Here is a 21,132-nt window from a genome sequence, read left to right on the forward strand (position 1 = left end):
GGACAGCAACGGGTGCCCACCCCATTGCCGGTTCCGCATCGACGACGGACAATCAGACGTGCTGCCCGCGGCTGGTTCCTGTGCCGCGGCTCCCGGCAGACCACCGGCGGAAGCGGCCCCCGAACGATGGAGACACGATGACCACGGCCACCACGGACGTCCAGCAGCCCCAGCTCCACACAGCCGACACGCACGACCTCATCCGGGTGCAGGGGGCGCGCGAGAACAACCTGAGGGACGTCTCGATCGACATCCCGAAACGCCGCCTCTCCGTCTTCACGGGCGTCTCCGGCTCCGGCAAGAGTTCCCTCGTCTTCAACACCATCGCCGCCGAGTCGCAGCGCATGATCAACGAGACCTACAGCGCCTTCCTGCAGGGCTTCATGCCGACGCTCGCGCGCCCCGAGGTCGACGTCCTCGAAGGGCTGACGACGGCGATCATCGTGGACCAGGAACGCATGGGCGCCAATCCCCGGTCCACCGTGGGTACCGCCACCGATGTCAATGCGATGCTGCGCATCGTCTTCTCCCGGCTGGGGAACCCCCGGATCGGGTCTCCGCAGGCCTTCTCGTTCAACGTCGCCTCGATCAGCGGTGCCGGCGCGGTGACCCTCGAGCGTGGCGGCACCACGGTGAAGGAGCGGCGCAGCTTCACCATCACCGGCGGCATGTGCCCACGGTGCGAAGGCATGGGCTCGGTGACGGACATGGACCTCACCCAGCTCTACGACGACACGAAGTCCCTGAACGGGGGCGCGCTGACCATCCCCGGCTACAGCATGGACGGGTGGTACGGCCGGATCTTCGGCGGCTGCGGCTTCTTCGATGCCGACAAGCCCATCCGCGACTTCACGAAGCGTGAACTGCAGGACCTGCTCCACAAGGAACCGACCAAGATCAAGGTCGACGGCATCAACATCACGTACGAGGGCCTGGTACCCAAGATCCAGAAGTCGATGCTGTCCAAGGATCGCGAGGCGATGCAGCCGCACATCCGCGCCTTCGTCGACCGGGCCGTCACGTTCACCACGTGCCCCGAGTGCGACGGCACCCGACTGAGCGAGGCCGCGCGCTCCTCCAAGATCGCCGGGCTCAGCATCGCCGACGCGTGCGCCCTGCAGATCAGCGATCTCGCCGCCTGGGTACGGGACCTCCACGAACCCTCGGTGGCGCCACTCCTGACGGCGCTGGGGGAGACCCTCGACTCGTTCGTCGAGATCGGGCTCGGCTACCTCAGCCTCGACCGCCCGTCCGGGACGCTGTCCGGCGGCGAGTCCCAGCGCACCAAGATGATCCGCCACCTCGGTTCGTCGCTCACCGACATCACCTACGTCTTCGACGAGCCCACGATCGGCCTGCATCCGCACGACATCCAGCGCATGAACGACCTGCTCCTGCGCCTGCGGGACAAGGGCAACACCGTGCTGGTCGTCGAGCACAAGCCGGAGATGATCGAGATCGCCGACCACGTCGTCGACCTCGGTCCGGGCGCCGGGACCGCCGGCGGCACGGTCTGCTTCGAGGGTTCCGTCGAGGGCCTGCGCCACAGCGGGACGCTCACGGGCCGGCACCTCGACGACCGCGCCTCGCTCAAGGAGAGCGTGCGCGCCCGCAACGGCGCACTGGAGATCAGGGGAGCGACGTCGCACAACGTGCAGGACGTCGACGTCGACATACCCCTGGGCGTGCTGTGCGTGATCACGGGCGTGGCGGGCTCGGGCAAGAGCTCACTGATCCACGGCTCCGTGTCCGGCAGGGACGGCGTCGTCGCGGTGGACCAGACGGCCATCAAGGGCTCACGCCGCAGCAACCCCGCCACGTACACCGGCATGCTGGAGCCCATCCGGAAGGCGTTCGCGAAGGCAAACGGCGTCAAGCCGGCCCTGTTCAGCGCGAACTCCGAGGGCGCCTGCCCCACCTGCAACGGCGCAGGCGTCATCTTCACGGACCTCGCCATGATGGCCGGCGTCGCGACCACCTGCGAGGTCTGCGGCGGCAAGCGGTTCCTGGCCGAGGTGCTCGAGTACACGCTCGGCGGGAAGGACATCAGCGAGGTCCTGGCGATGCCCGTCACCGAGGCCACCGAGTTCTTCCGGGCCGGCGAGGCCAGGGTGCCCGCCGCCCATGCCATCCTCAGCCGGCTCTCCGACGTCGGGCTCGGGTACCTGAGCCTCGGCCAGCCCCTGACCACGCTGTCCGGCGGCGAGCGCCAGCGCCTCAAGCTCGCCACCCACATGGGGGAGAAGGGCGGCATCCTGGTCCTCGACGAACCCACGGCAGGCCTGCACCTGGCCGACGTCGAGAATCTGCTGGGCCTGCTGGACCGCCTGGTCGACGCCGGCAAGTCCGTTCTCGTCATCGAGCACCATCAGGCGGTGATGGCGCACGCGGACTGGATCATCGACATCGGACCCGGAGCGGGGCACGACGGCGGGAAGGTGGTCTTCGAAGGAACGCCGGCAGAACTCGTCGCTTCCCGGGCGACGCTCACCGGACGGCACCTCGCCGAGTACGTGGGCCGTCCGGCCGGGTGAACGAGGTCGCGCCCGAGGTGGCCGGACGGGGTTCCGGGCGGGTAGCGAGCAGGCGGTGCAGGGCGGCGACGCCGGGACGTGCTGCCGCCGGCGAGCACTCCGAATGCGGGTAGCCGGACCCGCGTAATGCGTAGCCACCACTCGTGTCGGTCCGGTTCTCCCTCCCCTTCAATGGAGGCATAGTACTCAACGAGCTGGGGGAGGACATTGTGATCACCTTGGAGCTGGCGAAGGAACCAGGCGTTTCCAATCACGTTCCGGAGGCCGCCGCAGAGTCGTCCACGCTCGAGATCTCGGTGCTGGGCCCGCTGACCATCCGCCGCGGAGACGTAGAGCTCACGGCAGGCGATCTCGGTGGCCCCAAGCCCCGTCAGGTGCTCGAGATCCTCCTGCTCAACTTCGGATCGGCGGTGTCGAAGACCCGCATCATCGATCTGCTGTGGAACGGCAATCATCCGGCCGTCGCCCTGCCGACCCTCGAGAGCTATGTCAGCGTCCTCCGACGGCGCCTGCAGCCAGGAGCCGGCCGGACGGGTCCCCTGCGGACGGTCACGGGCGGCTACGTGATCGACCGGACGATGGTGGACCTCGATCTGGAGCGCTTCACGACGCTGACCGAGCAGGCCGCCGTGGCAGCGCCCCATGCAGCGCTGGAACTGCTCACCGAAGCCCTCGAACTGGCAGCCTCTCCGCTGCTCGGGGACGAGCTGCTGCCGGGCTGGGCCGAAGAGGAGCGCGCCCTGCATGAGGAGCGGGTGGGCCGTGCCCGCGTGCTGGCCGCGGAGTCGGCGCTCCTCGTGGGCGAGGTGGGCAGGGCGATCGCCTGGAGCGGTGCCGCCGCACGGGAGGACCCCCTCAACGAACGGGCATGGACCACGCTGGTCCTGGGTCTGGAGCAGAACGGGGAAAACACGGAAGCGTTGCGGGCCTTCGATCGATGCCGCCGGATCATGGATGAGGAACTGGGCTGCGCACCCACGGGACTCCTCAAGGAGGCACACGCCAGGCTGCTGACGAGCACTGCGCCGTCCAGCGGGCCGCCGGCACGCCCTGCACCCGTCCATCCGACGACGGAGAGCCACCCCGACGCACCGCCGGCCACCCGGCAGGAGACGGGACGTCTGCGGATCCTCATCGTCGACGATCACACGACCTTCTCGGACCTGCTGGCGGGTGCGTTGGACCGCGAACCCGACCTCACGAGCGTGGGGGCTGCGACATCGGTGGATTCGGCTGCGTCGATGTTCCGGGAACTGCGGCCCGACGTCGTCGTCATGGACCTGTACCTCGCGGACGGCTCCGGACTCAACGCAGCCGAGCGCATCCTCGCCGAAACACCGGAAGCACGGATCGTCATGCTGACGGGCAACCCGTCACAGGAAGCGCTGCGCGAAGCCGCCCGCATGGGAATCTGCGGGTTCCTGCCGAAGGACGGCGCCCTGGGAGTCATGCTCGACACCCTGCGGCATGCCCGCCCGGGCAACATGATCGTGCACCCGTCGCTGGTGGCGCGGCTCGGCAGCATGACGGGCTCCGCCCCGGATCCCGCCGGTAGATAGCCGGGCACCCGAAGCCGTGCGCGTGCTCCGCCCCGGCAGGGCCGACGACGACGGGACGAGAGCCCCTGGCGTCGTCGAACGACGCGAGGTGCAGTCCGCCGTCGCGCGCTTCCTCACGGTCGGCTTCCTGGCGCTCGTCCTCGTCGCGACCCCCGTGGCCTTCTGGATCCGCGCCGAGGCGGAACGCCACGCTCTCATGAATGCCCGGGACATGACCCAGCGTCTGGCCGACAACGTGGTCGGGCCCCTGATCACCCGTGAGCTCCTCGCCCGGGATCCCGTCGCGCTGGAACGGCTCGACCGGCGACTGGCGCCCTGGCTTGCCAACGGCAATGTGACGAGGATCAAGGTGTGGGACGAGCAGGGCAGGGTGGTCTACTCGGACGCCGCATCGCTCATCGGACGGGATTTCGAGCAGGAGGAATGGGCACGCCTGCTGCTCGACGGCGGGCCGGCGACTGCCACGCTGGAATCCCAGACCGGGGAGGAGAACGAGTTCGAGGACGGTTCGGGTGAACTCGTGGAGGTCTATGTGCGCTCGACCTCGCAGACCGGTGACCCGATGATCTTCGAGACCTACTCCTCCGGTGAGGCGGTGCGCCGTGAGCAGTACGCAGTGCTCATGGGGATGATCCCGCCGACCCTGCTGTCCCTGGCGGTCCTGCAACTGGCGCAACTCATCCCGGCCGTGCGCCTGGCCCGCAGGATCCAGGACCACCAGGCGACGCGCACCGCGTTGCTGCGCTGCGCGATAGAGGCCTCCGACCAGGAGCGCCGGCAGATCGCCAGCGAACTCCACGACGAAGTGATCCAGGACCTGTCCGGACTCGCGTACGCCCTGGAATCGGAGGAACGCCGGGGCCCGCCGTCGATGGGCCCCGTCTTCACGAACGCCCGCACCATGCTGCAGAACGACGTCCGTCTCCTCCGTGCCATGACCACGGAACTCTACCCGCCGGACCTCGAAGAACTGGGGCTGAAGGCCTCCCTCATGAGGCTGGAGACGCCCCTGGTGGAGCGCGGGATCGCCTTTCTGGTCGAGATCCCGGACGAGCTGGTGCTGGACCGGGATCAGACGGTCCTGGTCTACCGGGTCGCGCGCGAAGCCCTGGTCAACGCGACCAGGCATTCCTCGGCACAATCGGTGGAGATCCGGATCCGGCAGTCCAGCCAGCGGACAGAGATCACGGTGTCGGACGACGGAGTCGGCTTCGATACGGACGAGGCACGCCCGGAGGGCCACTTCGGCCTGAGGATCCTCGGCGACACCATCCGGCAGGCGGGCGGCTCCCTCGACATCACCTCGACGCTCGGGGTCGGAACCTGCGTCACCGCGGCATTCGGTGGAACGGCGCCTGGAGTCCGCCGCGCGCGCAGGCGTCCCGTCAGATCCCCGAGCCAGGGCACGGCCCGGCTGCCGGCCACCTGACTCCCGCTCCCGATCGTTCGACCCAGAGGTGCCTGTCCCGCCCGTGCCTCTGTGCCGGGCGGGTGGTCTCCCGGCCGGGCGCCCCGGTGCCTCCCGTGATCGTCCGGCCCGTTGCCGGATCCAGGCCTCCTCACGGTGCACCCGCCCCGGACGGTCGGTTGCAGTGGGGGCCGGCGGCAAGGGTCCTCCGACCTTCGTGGCGGAGGTCGTGCCAGTCCGCTCCGCGCTCGCAGTGCGGGAACCCTCGGGCGCCACCTCGAGGACGACGCATCGGGGTCCGGCTGCTGCCCGCAGACTGCGGGAGCAACCGGACCCCGGTGGTGGACGGTCGATGGTCTATCCCACCGGTCTACCTGTTCGCGACGGTCGTCGGACCGGCGGTACCTCCCACCGTGGACTCGATCCACACGCTGCCCGGGTTCGTGGTGCCTGCAGCGGCATTGCGCAGCCGCAGGCTGTAGACCCCACCGGTCTCCGGAGCGACTGCAGCGGTGACCGGGGCTGTCCCCAGGATCCGGCCGGTGGGGCCGCCGACCCGGACGGTGATCGTCCCGCCGACGACGTTGCTCGTGCCTCCGATGCGCAGGTCGCCCGTCTTCCATTGGGCCAGGCCGATGGTGACCCTGTCCGGAACGGGGGTCACCTTGACCTCGTCGGTCCTGGTGCTTCCGCCCGCCGTGACCGTCAGCTTGAACGTGAGCGGCTTGTTGGTCATCGGCGTCCGGTAGACCGGCAGGCTGAACGTCGGCTTCAGGGTCGTGCCGGCGTCCAGGGTGACCTTGTCCGGATCGGTGGGTCCGGTGAGGACCTGCTCCCAGAGGTAGGTCGCGCCGGTGGTGGTGGAGCCGGTGCCGTCCAGGGTGACGGCAGTGGCGCTGGTGCCTCGTGCGACGGTCTGATCCGGTCCGGCGTTGGCGACCAGGGCGCCCTGCACGGTGACCGGGTCACTCTTGGCCGATTCCGGTCCGGTGCCGTTGATGTTCGTGGCCCTGACGGTGAACTGGTAGGCGGTGTCGCCGTTCAGCCCGTCGTAGACCAGTGTGGTGACGGTCCCGGCGACCGTCCTGGGAGCGCCGAAGGCTACGCCGTCGGCGGTGTAGGCCTGGATCGAGTAGCCGTCGATGGTGAGTCCCGGTGCCCCGGCGTCGGGTGCTGCCCAGGACACTTCCGCTGTTCCCTGCCCTGCCTTCGGTGCTGCGGTGAAGACCGGAGCGGCAGGTACGGGATCGTCGGTGATGGTGAAGGTGACGTTCCCGTTCTCGGAGACGTTTCCGGAGGGATCGATCGCGGCGAACGTGACGGCGCTGGTGCGGGCGACGTCGATCGGGTCGGTGTACAGGAGCGCGTGGGGGGCGCTCACGCCGCCGGAGACGGGGTCCGTGCCGTCCAGGGTGTAGTAGATGTCGCTGCCTGCTTCACTGGCTGTCAGGGTGACCTTCTGCGCGGTCGGGAAGGTCCCACCATTGGGCGTGGCCGTCACGGTCGGAGCGTCGGTGTCCTCTGCCGGGATGGCGTGGCTGGCCGGGAAGGTCTCGCCGACGCTGCTGACGGACGCCACGTAGACGTCGTACTCCTCATCGGCCTTCAGGCCCCGGATGGTCGTGCTGGAGGCCTTCGGGTTGCTGATGCGCACACCGGATTCGGCCTGCTCGCTCCCGGACACGGTCTTGGCGACCGCTGTGACGCGGTAACCGGTGATGGCCGGCGTGCCGGGGACGGCCTGAGCGGGGGTCCAGTTCACCTTGAGGTCGCCACCGACCTTCGCAGCGATGATGCTGGTGGGTCCTGCAGGGCCCGACTGCAGGGGTCCGTTCGGGCAGCCGCCCATCCCGGGGCCGCCGAGCTCCCCGAATTCGGCGATGGTCAGGCCCTGCCGGTTGGCATCGGCGTCCTCCACCTGCCAGGACATCGCGCGCTCGCCGCCGGCGTCTCCCGCGATCTCGGCCGTCGCCCGGTCGGCGAAGATGTAGGTGGCGGTGAAGGTGTCCGGGCCGTCCAGGCCGAACTGGAGGCGGGACTGGTAGCCGTCCTCCTGGGCGAGTTCTCCCGGGGCCGCACGGACATCGCGGCGCCCGACCGGGGTGTCCTTCAGCGCGGGCTCGACGATCCGCTGTTCCATCTGGCTCGTGTTGACGCCCGACCCGACGTGGCCCCGAACGGTCAGGGTGTTGCCTTCCAGGGTGGAGTCGGACGTGACGAAGGCGTCCTGGACCGTGGTGGTTCCTGCCTCGGTGCCGGCGAACGTGATGGAGACGTTGTCGCCGGGCAGGATGTCAGGGGTGACATTGAGTCCGGTCCCCGCGCCCCAGCACACCCCGCCGGGGTGGTTGATCTCGAAAGCCACGTCACCGGCGGCGACGACGCTCTTCGCGGAGCCTACGATGCCGACGCCGGGCCGGCGGACCTCCACCGTGGCGGTCTGTCCTACGTAGTCCTGGTAGCCCTCGATGGTGACGAAATCACGGTCGGGGAAGACCACGACGTTGTCCGGGAAGGTCGGGACGGCCGCGTTGGCGGCGGGGACCGCCAGAAGGGACGTGGTGCCGAGGACGGCGGAAACCGTCGCGACAACCGCGGTCCGCCCGTAATGCTGGACGCGGGACTTCGGCTGTCCCTTTTCGTGGAATGCAGATTTCATGACGGCCTCACTGATCCTCGTTGCGTGAGTAAGGGGTTCACTCATGGACACAAGCTAGGTCGACCACCTTGGGGAAATACTGCTGGCCCCCTTCCCGATCCGTGCCGAGGTCGGACCCCGGGTGGGTCGCCTGTCCTCTCCGACGGATAGGGGGAATGCCGATTCCTAGGGATTCCCTAGGAGTCCGATGAAGACTGGCGGGCATGGTATCCACAACCCGGTCCCGCCCCGCGCCGCTGCACGGTCCTGCCTCACCGCCCCGTTCCCCGTCATCGCGCCGGCGCATCAGGTTTCTCATGCCGGTCGCCCTGCTCCTGCTTGTGGGGGCGGTGGTCGGGAGTGTTCTGATGGCTGCTCCGCGGACGCCTCCGGCCCTGTTGGGCGCATCGGCCACCGTCGATGGTGGTCTGGGGCGCATCCAGGGAGTCCTACCGATCGAGGTCGACGGCTGGTCACCTCCGTCACCGTCCGCTGCGCTCGCTGAGCCGGCCACTGACGGGAGTCATCGTGTCCGGATCCTGCTGGAGCTGACGGCGATGGAGGAGGACGGGCTGTCCTTCGACCCGTCCCGGTACACCGTCTCTGCGCTCGGCGCGGAGACCTGGGAAGCGGTCTGGTCCTCTCCCGCTCCTTCGACGGCTCGACAGGGCGAGACCATCGACGCCGTCCTCGTGTTCGAGCTGCCGGATCGAGCCATCGATCTGACCCTGCAGGTGCCGGGCGGACCCGGGCTGTCCCTGGGGGAGGGCCACCACCGGGGCGAGTAGCAGGCAGTCGTCATCCCGACCGGCACGGGACGTGGAGGGCTGCGCGGTCCTCGTCGTGCAAGAACCTTGGAATGCGGTCGCGATCGATCCGCATTCGCTCATCCGCCCGACAAGAAGAGACATCCCAGCATCGGAATCCCTGGCACGGCGAAATGCATGCTGGGAGCTCGACGCTCATCGGGCTTCCGCTTGACAGAGGCGTCCAAAGGTTTATCCAAGAATGGAGTTGCAGTGTTCTCCTGAGTGGGGGTGGCAGTAGGACATCTCCATCGGGCCCGGCCCCGCCGGGATGATCAGGAGGATCGAACTCATGGGTAGGAAACTTTCCACTTCAGTGGCCGGGGTCGCCCTGACCATGATGGCTCTCACCGGTTGCTCCGGGTCCGCCCAGGAAGCCACTGAATCAGTGGCGGCAGAAATCACGGAGGCGCCGGCAGAGACCCCCGAGGCGGCGGAGACCACGGAGGCGGCGGAGACGACCGAGGCAACGGCCAGCGCGCCTGCGGCGACCGGTCCGACGACGCTGGGCGTGGCCACGAGTGACCTGGGTGAGATCGTGGTCGACGCCGACGGCATGTCGGTCTACTACTTCACCAAGGATGTCGCCGAGTCGGGGGTCAGCGCCTGTACGGATGACTGCCTCGTCGCCTGGCCGCCGGTGATCAGCGAGACCGACACTCCGGAGGTGGAGGGTGTCACCGGTGACGTCGGCACCATCGAGACCCCGGAGGGCGAACTGCAGATGACCATCAACGGCATGCCGATCTACTACTTCAACAAGGACCTGGCCGCTGGTGACACCAATGGACAGGCTGTCGGAGACGTCTGGTACGTCGTCGCTCCCGACGGGACGATGATCCAGTAGATCCTCCGCGGTGACGGCGGCACCTCGCGACAGCGGGGCCGCCGGGTGCCGGAAGTCGTCGGGCAGCTCATCCGCTGCGGGTTCTCCTTCGCAGAACCGGCCCGGAGCTGCCGGCGACTTCTGTCCCTCCCGCCTCCCGCCACGACCACGTCCCCTCTGCCTGGACAGCCCACCCCTTCGACTGGGAGAAATGCCATGAAAGCACGTCACCGACTGTCGGTCCTGATGGTCGCCGCTGCGCTCATCGGCGTCACCGCCTGCGGCTCCGACGCCGAGCCCCGCGCCACGGCGGCGGCCGGCGCATCGAGCGAGGCCGCAGCGCCCGCACCACCGGCCGCCACAGGTCCGACGCCCGCCGGCTCGGCGGACACTGTGCCCACCGAAGGAGCGACGATCACCATCGCGGACTTCGAATACGTGATGCCCGAGGCCATCGCCCCCGGCACCACGGTGACCGTCGTCAACGAGGACGACGCCCCGCACACGGTCACGGCGAAGGACGACGGCGGGTTCGACGTCGATGTCGCCGCCGGTGGGACGGCGACGTTCACCGCACCCGACGAAGCCGGCGAGTACGCGGTCATCTGTGTCTACCACCCCGCGATGTCCGGAACCCTGGTCGTCGGATGAGCGGGACAGGAGCTCCGTCCGGCAACAGGCGAGGTGCACCCTCCAGGCGGCAGGAGTCCACCACCGGGGGATCGGCGCGACGTCGCCTGCCGATGATCGCCCTACGCACCCTGGCCGGTGCCGGTCTGATCGTCAGCGCCGTCATCCATTTCCAACTCGCACCAGGGTTCCAGCAGGCTGCACCGGCAGGAATCGGCGGGGGCACCCTCTTCCGGATCCAGGCCGTCGTCGCGATGCTCGCCGCACTGTACGTGCTCATGAGGAGCAGCCGAGCAGCGTTCGCGCTCGCGGCAGTGGTGGCACTCTCCGCGCTGGGCGCGGTCGTCCTCTACCGGTATATGCAGGTCCCGGACATCGGATTCATCCCGTCGATGTACGAACCCGTGTGGTATGCGAAAAAGAGCCTGACCGCAGGAGCAGAAGCCATCGCGGGCGCTTCAGCGGTTCTCGGGTTCGTCCTCCTGCACCGACACCGGACCCTGTGAGACACGGCAGGTGCCGTTCCTTGGGACATCGCAGCGGATTCAAGGGTTTCTCCAAGTAATCGGAGGCCCGGCGCGAGGTATCTCCAACGTGGGTGCGGGACAGTCGTCGTACTGAACGAAGGGAACGCAATGTCAACCACACGCCGTCAGGTTCTGCTGCTGGGGGGACTCGGAGTCCTCGGGGCAGGCGCCGCCACACTTCCGACCGGGTCGGTGGACGCCAAGTCGGCGAGCCGGCTGAGCGACAGCCAGATGCCGCGCCCGTTCCAGGTGCCCTTCGTCCAGGCCCCGTTCCTCCAGCCGTACACGACAGGGATCGACCCGGCCGACGGGTTGCCCGTCAACTACTACCAGGTGACGGAGAAGGCCGCGACGGCCCAGATCCTGCCGCGGCTGACGACGCCCATCCTCGGGTACAACGGAATATTCCCGGGCCCGACCATCAGCCTGGACCAGGGCACGAAGGCGGTCGTGAGGGTCCGCAACCAGCTGCCGGCCCAGCACCCTCTGGACGGTCACGCCCTGTCCACGTCCACCCACCTGCACGGGTCCGCGTCGCTCCCGCAGTACGACGGCTACGCCAGCGACATCACGAATCCGGGATTCTACAAGGACTACCGGTATCCCAACTTCCAGCCGGCCCGCACGCTCTGGTACCACGACCACGGCGTCCACTTCACCGCTCAGAACGCGTACTCCGGCCTCGCCGCGCAGTACCACATGCACGATCCCCTCGAACGCCAGTTGCTGCCGCAGGGCCGGTACGACGTTGCCCTGACCGTCAGCGACGCGATGTTCGCCGAGAACGGTTCCCTGGGCTACGACGACAACACCCACTCCGGGCTGTGGGGGGACGTGATCCTGGTCAACGGGAAGCCATGGCCCGTCATGAAGGTACAGAAGCGCGTGTACCGCTTCAGGATCCTCAACTGCTCCATCTCACGCTCCCTACGACCAACGCTCAGCACGGGGGACCCCCTCGTGATCGTCGGGACCGATGGTGGCCTGATCCCGAAGGCACAGGGCGTGGCGAACTACCGCCATGCAGGCGCGGAGCGGTACGAGGTCCTCATCGATTTCCGCAAGTACAGGACGGGGCAGCGCATCGAGCTCCGCAACCTCTCGAACAAGAACAACGTGGATTACGACTACACGGGGAAGATCATGGCGTTCGACGTGACCGACGAAGCCGTCGACACCACCGACCCGACGTGGAACCGCATCCCCACGACCCTGGTCGGCAGTGAAGCCATGTCACTGACGGCCGCGCAGTCGGTGAGGACCCGCAGGTTCCGGGTCAAGCGCAACGACGTCACCAATATGTGGACCATCAACGATGACAGCTGGCAGGACGTCATCGCCAGCGGGTACAAGAAGGTCGTCGCCGATCCGGCGGTCGACTCCGTGGAGATTTGGGAGGTCGAGAACAGCTCGGGCGGGTGGTTCCACCCCCTCCACATCCACCTGGTCGACTTCCAGATCCTCAGCCGCAACGGGAGCGCAGCGTTCTCCTACGAGCGTGGCCCGAAGGACGTCGTGTACGTGGGTGAAGGCGAGACCGTCCGGCTCCTGATGAAATTCTCCCCCCACGCCGGCGTCTACATGATGCACTGCCACAACCTGCCGCACGAGGACCACGACATGATGGCCCAGTTCCGCGTGGGCCTGAAGGAGACCGACTACGACCCCAACGATCCGATGACGGCGGCCCGAGCCGAATGGGACGATGACGACGACTGAGCCGGGCGACGGAATGCCCCAGGACAGGAGACGCCCCATCCTGGTGCGTTCGCCGGAGCTGTCGCCGGGGGCGGAAGCGGTGGAGAGACGCCGACCCCGCGTCCTGGTGGTGGCACTGATTCCCCTGCTCCTCGTCCTTGCCCTGCGGGCATGGGTCCTGGAACCGGTCACCGTGTCCTCCGACAGCATGGAACCGACCATCGCATCCGGTGCCGTGGTGCTCCTCTACAAACCCTCCGCCGGTGCGGACTCGATCCGGCCCGGCATCGTCGTCGCTTTCACCAACCCACTCGACGGCCGGACCGCCATCAAACGGGTCATCGCAGGGGAGGGGCAGACCGTCGCCATCCGTGATGCTGAACTGTACGTCGACGACGTCGCGATAGCGGAGCCGTTCGTCGACCACAGCCGCATCGACGCGACCTATTTCGGCCCTGTGACGGTGCCGACCGGGAGTGTCTTCGTGCTGGGCGACAACCGCGGCGTCTCCATCGATTCCCGGGATTTCGGAGCCGTGCCTCTCACCTCGATCCGGGGCACTCTGCTCACCGGCCGGAAATAGGCGCGCTCCCGCAGGGGGAGCAACTCGATTCCCGCATCGGTCCGGCATCCGGCGCACGCCTGCGGCGAGGACCTCACCGAACTCCACCCCGGCGACACCGTCCACACGTCGGCAGGGGAGTGGCACTGGCGCCGCACCACCGCGGACGACGTCATGCTTCTGCCGAATCTGCGGGCAGACGGGACTGCGAGGTCACAGGGTGGCCTGTTACCGTGGCCATCCCATGACCGGTACCGGAAGAGGACGACGTGACACTGGATGACCTGCTGATCGAACTGAACGCCGGCAGAACCATTCCGGGAGATTCACCTCTCCACGCGGTCATGCACCGGACCAGTCAGGAGGCCCTGCGCATCACGGGGGAGTTGAACAGCGGGTGGAAAGACCCGGCAGAGGTCCGTCGGCTCCTGTCCCGGCTGATCGGCACACCGGTCGACGAGTCGGTGACTGTCTTCCCTCCGATCCACGCCGACTTCGGCAGGAACATCACCATCGGACGTCGGGTCTTCATCAATGCCGGGTGCATGTTCCAGGACCAGGGCGGGATCACCATCGGGGACGACTGCCTCATCGGACATAATGCGGTCTTCGCGACGCTCAACCACGATCTCGCTCCGAGCCGCCGTGCCGACCTGCTCCCGGCACCGATCGTCCTCGGGGCCAACGTGTGGATCGGAGCGAATGCGACGATCCTGCCAGGGGTGACCATCGGACGGAACGCCGTCGTGGCGGCTGCCGCGGTCGTGACGAAGGACGTGCCTGACAACGCGATCGTCGTCGGGTCACCGGCAAAGGTCGTCCGATACGTCTCGGACTGACGCAGCCGTGGACATCCGACCCACCGAATGGGCCCGGAAGCAGTCCCTGACGCGGACCACCCGTATCCGTTCGCGAGGAGGCATCCACGCCCGGACAGGACCTCGAGGAACTGCGTCTCAACGGCCCCTCTCGCCGGTACACCAAGTTTGCCGATAATCTACATTATGTCAGGTAACGGTCCGGGAAGGGGCAAAAACCCCTCCCCGTCACTCCCCGGCACATTCACGTCCATGGGCACCGCCGGCCGGGAACGATGCTCGTCGATCTGCAGGCTGCCCGGCATGGGGGTGCACACGATCATCCCGGGGGCAGGCATTCCGGTCGCCCGCTGAGCAGCATTGCCCATCCCGATGCGCAGCTGCCGGTTACAGGGTCATCCGAGGATCTATGGCGACCAACAGCGCGATCGGTCGTGCTCCGGCGTCGAGGACACCACAGTGCGGGGCTCGACTCCGGCCCGTGCCACCATCGGGCTGAGGCTGTTTCGGTCGGTAGGAGGCGCGGAACCGAGCCGTTCACGTCGGGGATCGTCCTCCGACGGCCCGCAGGCGGACGTGCGGTGACCCTCCTCCCCCGCCGTCCGTCGCCCGAGGCGCCGGTAGGGACCGGACCCGGACGACGCGCCCCGACCGCATCTCCCCGGTCTTCCGGAGATCTGGCGTGCTGCGCCGGGTCGGGACGAATGACCCTACCCGGGACGTGGACCAGGAGGCATCGTTCTAGGACAGCGCGATTCACCGGAATCATCGCATCGGAGAAGGAGAAGTTGCCGTGACCAGAAGGGATGTTCCTCAGATCGTTGTCGGAGTCGACGGATCCGAGCAGTCCGTCGAAGCACTGCGGTATGCCGAGAAGCTCGCCCCCACCTTCGGCGCGACGATCTTCGCAGTCGCGGCCTGGGACTACCCGGCAGCGGATCCGGGATTCATGCCGCTCGGCAGCAGCGAGTTCTCGGAGTCCGCACGCAGCGACCTGGAGAAGGCCCTCTCCGCTGCGTATGGCGAGGACCGGCCGGCAGGCTTCGAGAGCACGGTTGTGTTCGCCCACCCGGCCAAGGCCCTCGTCAAGGCCTCCGAGTCCGCAGTGCTGCTCATCGTCGGCCGTAGGGGCAACGGCACCTTCCGCGGCCTTCTGCTCGGGTCCGTCAGCAGTGCCTGCGTATCCCATGCGCACTGCCCTGTCCTCGTCATCCGCGAGGACGCGCATCACGCAGCGTCCGAGGCGTGATGTGCTTCCTCCGGCTGTCGACCGCAGTACGTCCGGCACGGCTGAAAGCGAAGCATGCAGGCGCGTCACCGGACGACGACGACGTTGCCTCGCGCATGGTGCAGGACGGCATGGACCGTGGAACCGAGCCGTACTCCCAGGGTATTGGTGCCCTTTGCGCCGAGGACGACGACGGCGGCGTTCCGTGCCTCCTCGAGGATGAGTCCCGGCACGGAACGCGCCACGACGAGGTCCCGGGTCACGGCGATACCCGTATGCTCGCTGAGCAGGGCGGAGGCCCGCTCCAAGGCCTCGTCCCCCACCGCGGACACCGGGCCGGAGGGTGCGTGCCTGCGGTGCTGCTGGACGTGCAGGAGCCGCACCGACGTCCGCAGGCTTGCCGCGAGATCGGCCGCCACGGCCACGGCTCTCTCACTCTCCGGCGATCCATCGACGGCGACCAGTACGGCGTCGTGGTCGGTGCGGGCCTCGCGGACGACGACGACGGGACAGGACGCGCTGGACGCGAGATGGAAGCTCACCGATCCGACCAACAGGCCCGCGAAACCGCCGAGTCCGCGGGTTCCGGTGACCAGGAGCGAGGCTTGCTGAGAGAGCGCGGTGAGGTTCCCGGCCGGTAGTCCGACGATCAGGCGCCTCCGCACATCCAGGTGTGGTTCCGCCTCCGCGGCGAGATCGCGGCCCTCGTCGGCGAGCTTCTCCGCCTCCCGGCGCAGGCCGCTGTCCTGAACGCCCGTCACGGGCCCGAGGTCATGGGTGAAGAGGGGCCACACCCAGCAGTGCACGACGACGAGCCGAAGCTGTGCCGCCGAGGCGTAGTGGGCCGCCCAGAGGACCGCGCGCTTCGCGCCGTCCGAGCCGTCGTACCCGACGACCACGGGTTTGCGCTGGACCTGACCCGCGCTGGTGTCGGCATCCTCGGTGCCCCGGATCATGCCGGCACCATGAGGGGTCGCGAAGCGGAGGGCTCACCGTCGACTCGAGGCAGACGGGGTGAAGTGGGCGTGTCCATGGTGGTGTCCTGCTCCCTGGGTGCGGCAATCTCCTAGGCGTTCATCGTCGGCCGGGCCGGTGCGCAGAGATAGGGCCGAAAGTCCCATCTCCTCTTCCGGGTCCTTGGACCCTGCTGCGACAGGGGGCGGCAGGTGATGATGGTGCGGGTGCAGGACGCGCTCAGCCGGTCGGAGCCCGGCCTTTCAGAGGAGTCGGACATGGACAAGGCCGAAGGTGACATACAGGACCGACGGATCACGGTGTTCCTCCTCGACGATCACGAACTCGTGCGACGGGGATTGAGGGAGTTGCTCGAGGGCGAGGGCTTCACCGTGGTCGGTGAATCGGACTCCGCAGAGGAGGCTGCCCGGAGGATCCCCGCCCTGTCACCGGACGTCGCGATCCTCGACGCGAGGCTGCCCGACGGTACGGGGATCGAGGTGTGCCGGGACGTGCGCTCGATCGATCCCTCGCTGTCGTGCGTGATCCTGACGAGCTACGACGACGATCAGGCGGTGCGCGGCGCCGTCTTGGCGGGGGCGTCCGGCTACATCCTGAAGGAGATCCTGGGCTCGGACCTGATCGAGAAGATCCGTCGCGCAGCGTCGGGTGAATCCCTGTTCGCAGCAGGCGTGAAGGAACGGATCATCGCCGGGCTTCGTGATGCTCCGGTCGAGGATCCGCGGCTGGCGGGACTGACGAGCCAGGAGAAGAAGGTCCTGGCTCTCATCGGCGCCGGCCTGACCAACCGGGAGATCGGCGCAGAACTGTTCCTGGCCGAGAAGACCGTGAAGAACTACGTGTCGTCGCTGCTGTCGAAGCTCGGCTTCCAGCGCCGCACGCAGGCGGCGGTGTTCATCTCGAGGCCGGCGGAACCGAGATACCGCTAGCAGCCAGGGGGATCTCGAGGTGGACGTCGGTCCCTCCACCCACGGTGCTGGTGATGGACACCGTGCCCTCGCACAGTTCGGCGCGACGCTTCATGTTGGCCAGTCCGCTCGTCCGGCCGGGGTTCTCGAACCCGCGGCCGTCGTCGGTGATCCTCAACTCGAGGCGTCCGCACCGTGCACGCAGGATCACGGTGATCGTGCGCGCCTCGGCATGACGCAGCGCATTGGCCAGCCCCTCGAGCAGCACGGCCCGCACATGGTCGGCTCGCTCGTCGTCCACTGACGTATCCAGGGGGCCGGAGAGTTGCAGGACCGGGTCGAGGTCGTGGCCGTCGAAGGCATCGGCGACGAGGGAGAACACCGTGGAGGTGAAGGTCGGGGCGACCTGCGGGACGGAGCGGAGCGAGTAGATGGTGTCGCGCAGCTCCCTGATAGTCGCATCCAGTTCCTTCGTCACTGCCGAGATGCGGTTCAGCGCTTCCGCATCCGGAGTGTACTTCCGCAGGCTCTGGATGCTCAGGCCGGCCGCGAAGAGCCGCTGGATGACCAGGTCGTGCAGGTCCCGGGCGATCCGGTCCCGGTCGCCGAAGACAGCTTCCTGTTCCCGCTGCCGGTGGATCCGCAGCAGTTCGAGGGCCAGGGACACATGGGAGGCGAAGGTGCGCATCATCCCGTGATCGACATCCGAGAAGGGCGTCGCGCCGGGCGGGCGGCCGATGACGAGGAAACGCCGGTCCCCCGCGCCGGCGAGCCTGCAGCACAGTGCCGTCCCGATGGTGCCTGCCGCAGCCCCGGGGAGTACCGCCGCGACGTCCTCAGCATCCAGCAGGACCGGTGACAGGGTGGTCGGCAGCCGGTCCATCAGTCCGGCATCGTGGCTTCGTCGTCCCAGGAGGGCCGCGGCCTCGACGCCGTCGACGGCTTCGCAGATCATCTCCCGTTCGTTGCCGAACGTCCTGAGGACGGCGGCGAGGATACTGTGCGAGGCGTCGAGTGCATGGGTAGCGGTGATCTCGAGGTCATTGCTGGATCCGTCGTGCTCCCCGAGGAGTTCCCTCACCGCGTTGAGCCCGCCTTCCAGCCATCGTGTCCGCCGGTTCGATTCCTCGAAGAGGCGCGAGTTCTCTATCGCGACGCCCGCGGCGGAGGCGAGCGAGACCACGAGCTGCTCATCTGCGGCGGAGAAATCCGTCCCCCCGTTCTTCTCCGTCAGGTACAGGTTGCCGAACACCCGGTCATGGATGCGGATCGGCACGCCCAGGAACGACGTCATCTGAGGGTGATGGGCCGGGAATCCATAGGCGAGGGGGTGCTCGCGCAGATCCGAGAGACGGACGGGGTGCGGCTCGGTGATCAGCAATCCCAGGACGCCGTGCCCCGTCGGGAGCGGACCGATCCGTCGAATCTCCCCCTCCTGGAGACCGACGGTGATGAAGTGGCTGAGCCTCCGGTCCGGACCGACGACGCCGAGGGCACCGAAGCGTGCATCGACCAGCTGGCACGCCGCTTCGATGACACGTTCCAGGACGGTGTCGAGCCCCAGGTCGTCCGCGATGGCGGCGAAGGCAGCCAGGAGGTTCTCCACCCCCGCCGGAGCCGGCGGTTGCACAACCGCACCCAGGGGCGGCTCCTCAGGGTAGGTGACCATGCCGCACGCTCCGTCGATCAGGACGAGACCTCATCGTTGGACGATAACAGGGTCGGCGGACCCCGGTCGGCGTGGCGCCCGCTTCGTACTCCCGGTCCATGGACGCAGGACCTGCACGGACGGAAGCTCGTGCTGCTCACGAATGCTGGGATCTGCTCAGAGGTGATTTCGTCGGGTGCTGGGCGGATGCCGCCGCCGGTCCGGCTGATGGAGGGCACATCAGGGGTTTTCGGCCCTGATGCATGCCGCGGACGCACTCACGCCGTCGCAATGCTGGGCGTTGGCGACCACGCAGTCGACGGGGCGGCTGGGATTCTTCCGGGAGGGGCTGCGGATATCTTCCCCGTCAACTACTTCGTGCTCGATGAACGCGTGTACGTCAGGACCAGGGCCGACGGCATCATCGCCACCAGCCATCTGGAGCACGCTGCAGTCCAGACCCATTCCACGGACAGGACCACGCAGAGCGGTTGGACCGTCCTGGTGAACGGGCCGGCGGCCCGCGTCGAAGATCCTGAACTCCTCACCACGTTGTGGGGTACAGCAGCCGAGGAGCCGTGGGCGCCCGGCCTGCGCGACCTGTTCTTCGCCCTGACCGCCCGCCCATGTGCGCGGGCGCCGCCTGCACACCACCCACTAGTCGCTGTCGGGTACGGGCAGCCTGTCCGACGCTCACCCGATCCGCCGTACTCGGTCCCGGTGCGCCTGCTGCGGCCGCCGCCATCGGCCTCTATCGGCAGCGGCGACGCAGGTCTACCGTGAGTGCATGTCGAGCCCTCCCGTACCCCCGGCCAACCACGACACCGATGCTACCGGTGTGCTCATGCGGGACGTGATGGGGCAACTGCTCCAGAAGCTGAGATACGAGCCGACCGCGAAGCGCGTCCGCGCCACGCTCGGCGGACAGACCGTCGTGGACACGACGCACGCGATGCTCGTGTGGGAGCCGCGCAGGGTCGTGCCCGGGTACGCCGTCCCGTACCAGGACATCCGCGCCGAGATCTCGCCCCGCATCCCACCGCCACCCGAGAACGGTCCGGTCGGATTCATGCTGCCCGACCTGTCGACGATTCCCGTGTTGGACCCGCGGATCCCCCTTCGACGTGCGCACGACCGCGGGCGAGCCGGTGGGGATACGCGTCGCTGGAACGGAGGCCGTCGCGTCCGGATTCCGCGCACGCGACCCCGGCCTCGACGACTACGTGATCCTCGCATTCGCCGACTTCGACAGCTGGTTCGAGGAGGACGACGAGATCATCAGCCATCCGCACGACCCGTACGGCCGCATCGACATCCGGGGCACCTCCCGACACGTGCAGCTGATGCTCGACGGACACATCCTCGCCGACACCACCCGGGCGCGGATGCTGTTCGAGACGACCCTGCCCGCCCGGTACTACCTTCCGGTCGAGGACGTCGTGGCGCCGCTCGAGCCCAGCTCGACACGGTCCATGTGCTCGTACAAGGGCTACGCGACCTGGTACTCCGCCCTGCTGGGAGACAAGAGGGTGGATGACATCGCGTGGCAGTACGAACACCCCCTGAGTGACGCGGCCGAGGTGCAGGACTACGTCGCGTTCCTCGACGAGCGGCTCGATCTCGTCATCGACGGCGAGCAGCAGGAACGTGCCCTCACCCCGTGGTCGTGACATCGGTGGTCGTGTCACGGGCGGTGATCGACGCCGGCACGTGGCGTCGGCGGTGACCTGAGCACCCGGGGTGACGTGGGCTTCCCCGCCGAGAACCGTCGCGGTCTCAGGCCTGCCGCGGCGTCAAGTGTCTCCGCACCCCCCGGTCCTGTCCGAAAAGGCCCAGGGCACCGGCCGTGCCGACTATGCTCGCGCCATGGACCAGCAACTGCACTTCGTCACGGTCGCCACCCGCGACCTCGACGCCGCGCGATCGTTCTACAGCGGATTGGGCTGGTCCCCTGCGCTCGACGTCCCGGAGGAGATCATCTTCTACCAGGTGGCGCCCGGTCTGCTCCTGGGGCTGTTCCGATCCGACAAGTTCGCGCAGGACGTCGGGCTCGATGCGGCGCCCGGACCGTCCGGGATGACGCTGTCGCACAATGTCGGCAGCCCCGACGAGGTCCGCCGGCTGGTGGCCAGGATGGCGGACGCCGGCGGAACCATCCTCAAGGAGCCCCGCGACGGCTCCTTCGGGGGCATCTTCCACGCCCTGGTCCGGGACCCGAACGACGTCGTCTGGGAGATCGCCTTCAACCCCGGCTGGCGGATCGACGACGACGGGGCCGTCGTCATCGGCTGATGCCGGAATCAGGTGCGGCACCGGCTCCCCTGCTGTCGTATTCCCTGTCCGCCAGGTATTCGACGGGACAATGCG

Annotated in this window: 19 protein-coding genes; 15 read left to right on the top strand and 4 right to left on the bottom strand. The window is 68.1% G+C overall.

All coding sequences use genetic code 11. The annotated features are described in order from the left end of the window. The first annotated feature begins 137 nt into the window (after positions 1-137). The 3 genes from AC0Z9V_RS02240 to AC0Z9V_RS02250 all read left to right on the top strand — a co-directional run bounded on the left by AC0Z9V_RS02240 (position 138) and on the right by AC0Z9V_RS02250 (position 5,522). The gene (locus AC0Z9V_RS02240) at positions 138-2,534 is read left to right on the top strand and encodes an ATP-binding cassette domain-containing protein (RefSeq protein WP_485140578.1); all 2,397 of its coding nucleotides are present in this window, start codon (positions 138-140) and stop codon (positions 2,532-2,534) included. 209 nt (positions 2,535-2,743) lie between these two features. Further along, positions 2,744-4,093 (top strand): response regulator, encoded by a 1,350-nt coding sequence (locus AC0Z9V_RS02245; protein ID WP_485140579.1) that lies wholly within the window; start codon positions 2,744-2,746, stop codon positions 4,091-4,093. A gap of 22 nt (positions 4,094-4,115) precedes the next feature. Continuing rightward, the gene (locus tag AC0Z9V_RS02250; RefSeq protein ID WP_485140580.1) at positions 4,116-5,522 is read left to right on the top strand and encodes a sensor histidine kinase; all 1,407 of its coding nucleotides are present in this window, start codon (positions 4,116-4,118) and stop codon (positions 5,520-5,522) included. A gap of 349 nt (positions 5,523-5,871) precedes the next feature. Here AC0Z9V_RS02250 and AC0Z9V_RS02255 read toward each other — a convergent pair whose 3' ends face one another. Next, positions 5,872-8,205: a fibronectin type III domain-containing protein gene (locus AC0Z9V_RS02255; RefSeq protein ID WP_485140581.1), complete on the bottom strand. Its 2,334-nt coding sequence runs from the start codon at positions 8,203-8,205 to the stop codon at positions 5,872-5,874. A gap of 158 nt (positions 8,206-8,363) precedes the next feature. Between AC0Z9V_RS02255 and AC0Z9V_RS02260 the strand changes: the two genes are divergently transcribed. The 8 genes from AC0Z9V_RS02260 (at position 8,364) to AC0Z9V_RS02295 (ending at position 15,255) form a co-directional block, all read left to right on the top strand. After that, positions 8,364-8,927 (top strand): hypothetical protein, encoded by a 564-nt coding sequence (locus AC0Z9V_RS02260; RefSeq protein ID WP_485140582.1) that lies wholly within the window; start codon positions 8,364-8,366, stop codon positions 8,925-8,927. A gap of 310 nt (positions 8,928-9,237) precedes the next feature. After that, complete coding sequence (locus AC0Z9V_RS02265; RefSeq protein WP_485140583.1) at positions 9,238-9,792, top strand: COG4315 family predicted lipoprotein; 555 nt, start codon at positions 9,238-9,240, stop codon at positions 9,790-9,792. 195 nt (positions 9,793-9,987) lie between these two features. After that, positions 9,988-10,422 (top strand): cupredoxin domain-containing protein, encoded by a 435-nt coding sequence (locus tag AC0Z9V_RS02270; RefSeq protein WP_485140584.1) that lies wholly within the window; start codon positions 9,988-9,990, stop codon positions 10,420-10,422. Positions 10,423-10,514: 92 nt separating this feature from the next. Continuing rightward, positions 10,515-10,907: a hypothetical protein gene (locus AC0Z9V_RS02275; RefSeq protein ID WP_485140585.1), complete on the top strand. Its 393-nt coding sequence runs from the start codon at positions 10,515-10,517 to the stop codon at positions 10,905-10,907. Positions 10,908-11,036: 129 nt separating this feature from the next. Next, entirely contained in the window at positions 11,037-12,647 is a 1,611-nt protein-coding gene (locus AC0Z9V_RS02280) for a multicopper oxidase family protein (RefSeq protein WP_485140586.1), read from the top strand. Continuing rightward, on the top strand, positions 12,634-13,209 hold the full coding sequence (gene lepB, locus AC0Z9V_RS02285) for a signal peptidase I (RefSeq protein ID WP_485140587.1): 576 nt from the start codon (positions 12,634-12,636) through the stop codon (positions 13,207-13,209). The genes AC0Z9V_RS02280 and lepB overlap by 14 nt, the downstream gene beginning before the upstream one ends. A gap of 248 nt (positions 13,210-13,457) precedes the next feature. Beyond that, a complete protein-coding gene (locus AC0Z9V_RS02290; protein WP_485140588.1) occupies positions 13,458-14,027 on the top strand; it encodes a DapH/DapD/GlmU-related protein in 570 nt (189 codons plus the stop codon). A 772-nt stretch (positions 14,028-14,799) separates the two neighbouring features. After that, the gene (locus tag AC0Z9V_RS02295) at positions 14,800-15,255 is read left to right on the top strand and encodes a universal stress protein (protein ID WP_485140589.1); all 456 of its coding nucleotides are present in this window, start codon (positions 14,800-14,802) and stop codon (positions 15,253-15,255) included. A 65-nt stretch (positions 15,256-15,320) separates the two neighbouring features. Here the strand turns inward: AC0Z9V_RS02295 and AC0Z9V_RS02300 are convergent, their stop codons facing one another. Further along, complete coding sequence (locus AC0Z9V_RS02300; RefSeq protein WP_485140590.1) at positions 15,321-16,190, bottom strand: universal stress protein; 870 nt, start codon at positions 16,188-16,190, stop codon at positions 15,321-15,323. A 276-nt stretch (positions 16,191-16,466) separates the two neighbouring features. Between AC0Z9V_RS02300 and AC0Z9V_RS02305 the strand changes: the two genes are divergently transcribed. Continuing rightward, a complete protein-coding gene (locus tag AC0Z9V_RS02305) occupies positions 16,467-17,138 on the top strand; it encodes a response regulator (RefSeq protein WP_485140591.1) in 672 nt (223 codons plus the stop codon). Here the strand turns inward: AC0Z9V_RS02305 and AC0Z9V_RS02310 are convergent. Further along, positions 17,104-18,786: a GAF domain-containing sensor histidine kinase gene (locus tag AC0Z9V_RS02310; RefSeq protein WP_485140592.1), complete on the bottom strand. Its 1,683-nt coding sequence runs from the start codon at positions 18,784-18,786 to the stop codon at positions 17,104-17,106. The two genes, AC0Z9V_RS02305 and AC0Z9V_RS02310, sit on opposite strands and share 35 nt — an antisense overlap. A 270-nt stretch (positions 18,787-19,056) precedes the next feature. On the opposite strand from AC0Z9V_RS02310, the gene AC0Z9V_RS02315 reads away from it, so the two are divergent. After that, positions 19,057-19,548 carry a pyridoxamine 5'-phosphate oxidase family protein gene (locus AC0Z9V_RS02315; protein ID WP_485140593.1) on the top strand — a complete coding sequence of 164 codons (492 nt, stop codon included), beginning with the start codon at positions 19,057-19,059 and terminating at the stop codon, positions 19,546-19,548. Here the strand turns inward: AC0Z9V_RS02315 and AC0Z9V_RS02320 are convergent. Beyond that, on the bottom strand, positions 19,540-19,836 hold the full coding sequence (locus tag AC0Z9V_RS02320; protein ID WP_485140594.1) for a hypothetical protein: 297 nt from the start codon (positions 19,834-19,836) through the stop codon (positions 19,540-19,542). The genes AC0Z9V_RS02315 and AC0Z9V_RS02320 overlap by 9 nt on opposite strands. Before the next feature lie 53 nt (positions 19,837-19,889). On the opposite strand from AC0Z9V_RS02320, the gene AC0Z9V_RS02325 reads away from it, so the two are divergent. Together AC0Z9V_RS02325 and AC0Z9V_RS02330 are read left to right on the top strand one after the other, a co-directional pair. After that, positions 19,890-20,435, top strand: a complete 546-nt coding sequence (locus AC0Z9V_RS02325) for a DUF427 domain-containing protein (RefSeq protein WP_485140595.1) — start codon at positions 19,890-19,892, stop codon at positions 20,433-20,435. Positions 20,436-20,631: 196 nt separating this feature from the next. Continuing rightward, entirely contained in the window at positions 20,632-21,057 is a 426-nt protein-coding gene (locus AC0Z9V_RS02330) for a VOC family protein (protein WP_459268324.1), read from the top strand. Positions 21,058-21,132 lie beyond the last annotated feature (75 nt).

It is taken from the genome of Arthrobacter sp. UYP4 (assembly GCF_057291175.1).

Excerpts from the sequence above, each read along its gene's own strand:
- AC0Z9V_RS02305 (WP_485140591.1), top strand. The coding sequence starts at position 16,467 with ATGGACAAGGCCGAAGGTGACATACAGGACCGACGGATCACGGTGTTC.
- AC0Z9V_RS02260 (WP_485140582.1), top strand. The coding sequence starts at position 8,364 with ATGGTATCCACAACCCGGTCCCGCCCCGCGCCGCTGCACGGTCCTGCC.
- AC0Z9V_RS02310 (WP_485140592.1), bottom strand. The coding sequence starts at position 18,786 with ATGGTCACCTACCCTGAGGAGCCGCCCCTGGGTGCGGTTGTGCAACCG.
- AC0Z9V_RS02270 (WP_485140584.1), top strand. The coding sequence starts at position 9,988 with ATGAAAGCACGTCACCGACTGTCGGTCCTGATGGTCGCCGCTGCGCTC.
- AC0Z9V_RS02320 (WP_485140594.1), bottom strand. The coding sequence starts at position 19,836 with ATGAATCCGACCGGACCGTTCTCGGGTGGCGGTGGGATGCGGGGCGAG.
- AC0Z9V_RS02265 (WP_485140583.1), top strand. The coding sequence starts at position 9,238 with ATGGGTAGGAAACTTTCCACTTCAGTGGCCGGGGTCGCCCTGACCATG.
- AC0Z9V_RS02300 (WP_485140590.1), bottom strand. The coding sequence starts at position 16,190 with ATGATCCGGGGCACCGAGGATGCCGACACCAGCGCGGGTCAGGTCCAG.
- AC0Z9V_RS02330 (WP_459268324.1), top strand. The coding sequence starts at position 20,632 with ATGGACCAGCAACTGCACTTCGTCACGGTCGCCACCCGCGACCTCGAC.
- AC0Z9V_RS02315 (WP_485140593.1), top strand. The coding sequence starts at position 19,057 with ATGCTGGGCGTTGGCGACCACGCAGTCGACGGGGCGGCTGGGATTCTT.
- AC0Z9V_RS02255 (WP_485140581.1), bottom strand. The coding sequence starts at position 8,205 with ATGAGTGAACCCCTTACTCACGCAACGAGGATCAGTGAGGCCGTCATG.
- AC0Z9V_RS02275 (WP_485140585.1), top strand. The coding sequence starts at position 10,515 with ATGATCGCCCTACGCACCCTGGCCGGTGCCGGTCTGATCGTCAGCGCC.
- lepB (WP_485140587.1), top strand. The coding sequence starts at position 12,634 with ATGACGACGACTGAGCCGGGCGACGGAATGCCCCAGGACAGGAGACGC.
- AC0Z9V_RS02280 (WP_485140586.1), top strand. The coding sequence starts at position 11,037 with ATGTCAACCACACGCCGTCAGGTTCTGCTGCTGGGGGGACTCGGAGTC.
- AC0Z9V_RS02240 (WP_485140578.1), top strand. The coding sequence starts at position 138 with ATGACCACGGCCACCACGGACGTCCAGCAGCCCCAGCTCCACACAGCC.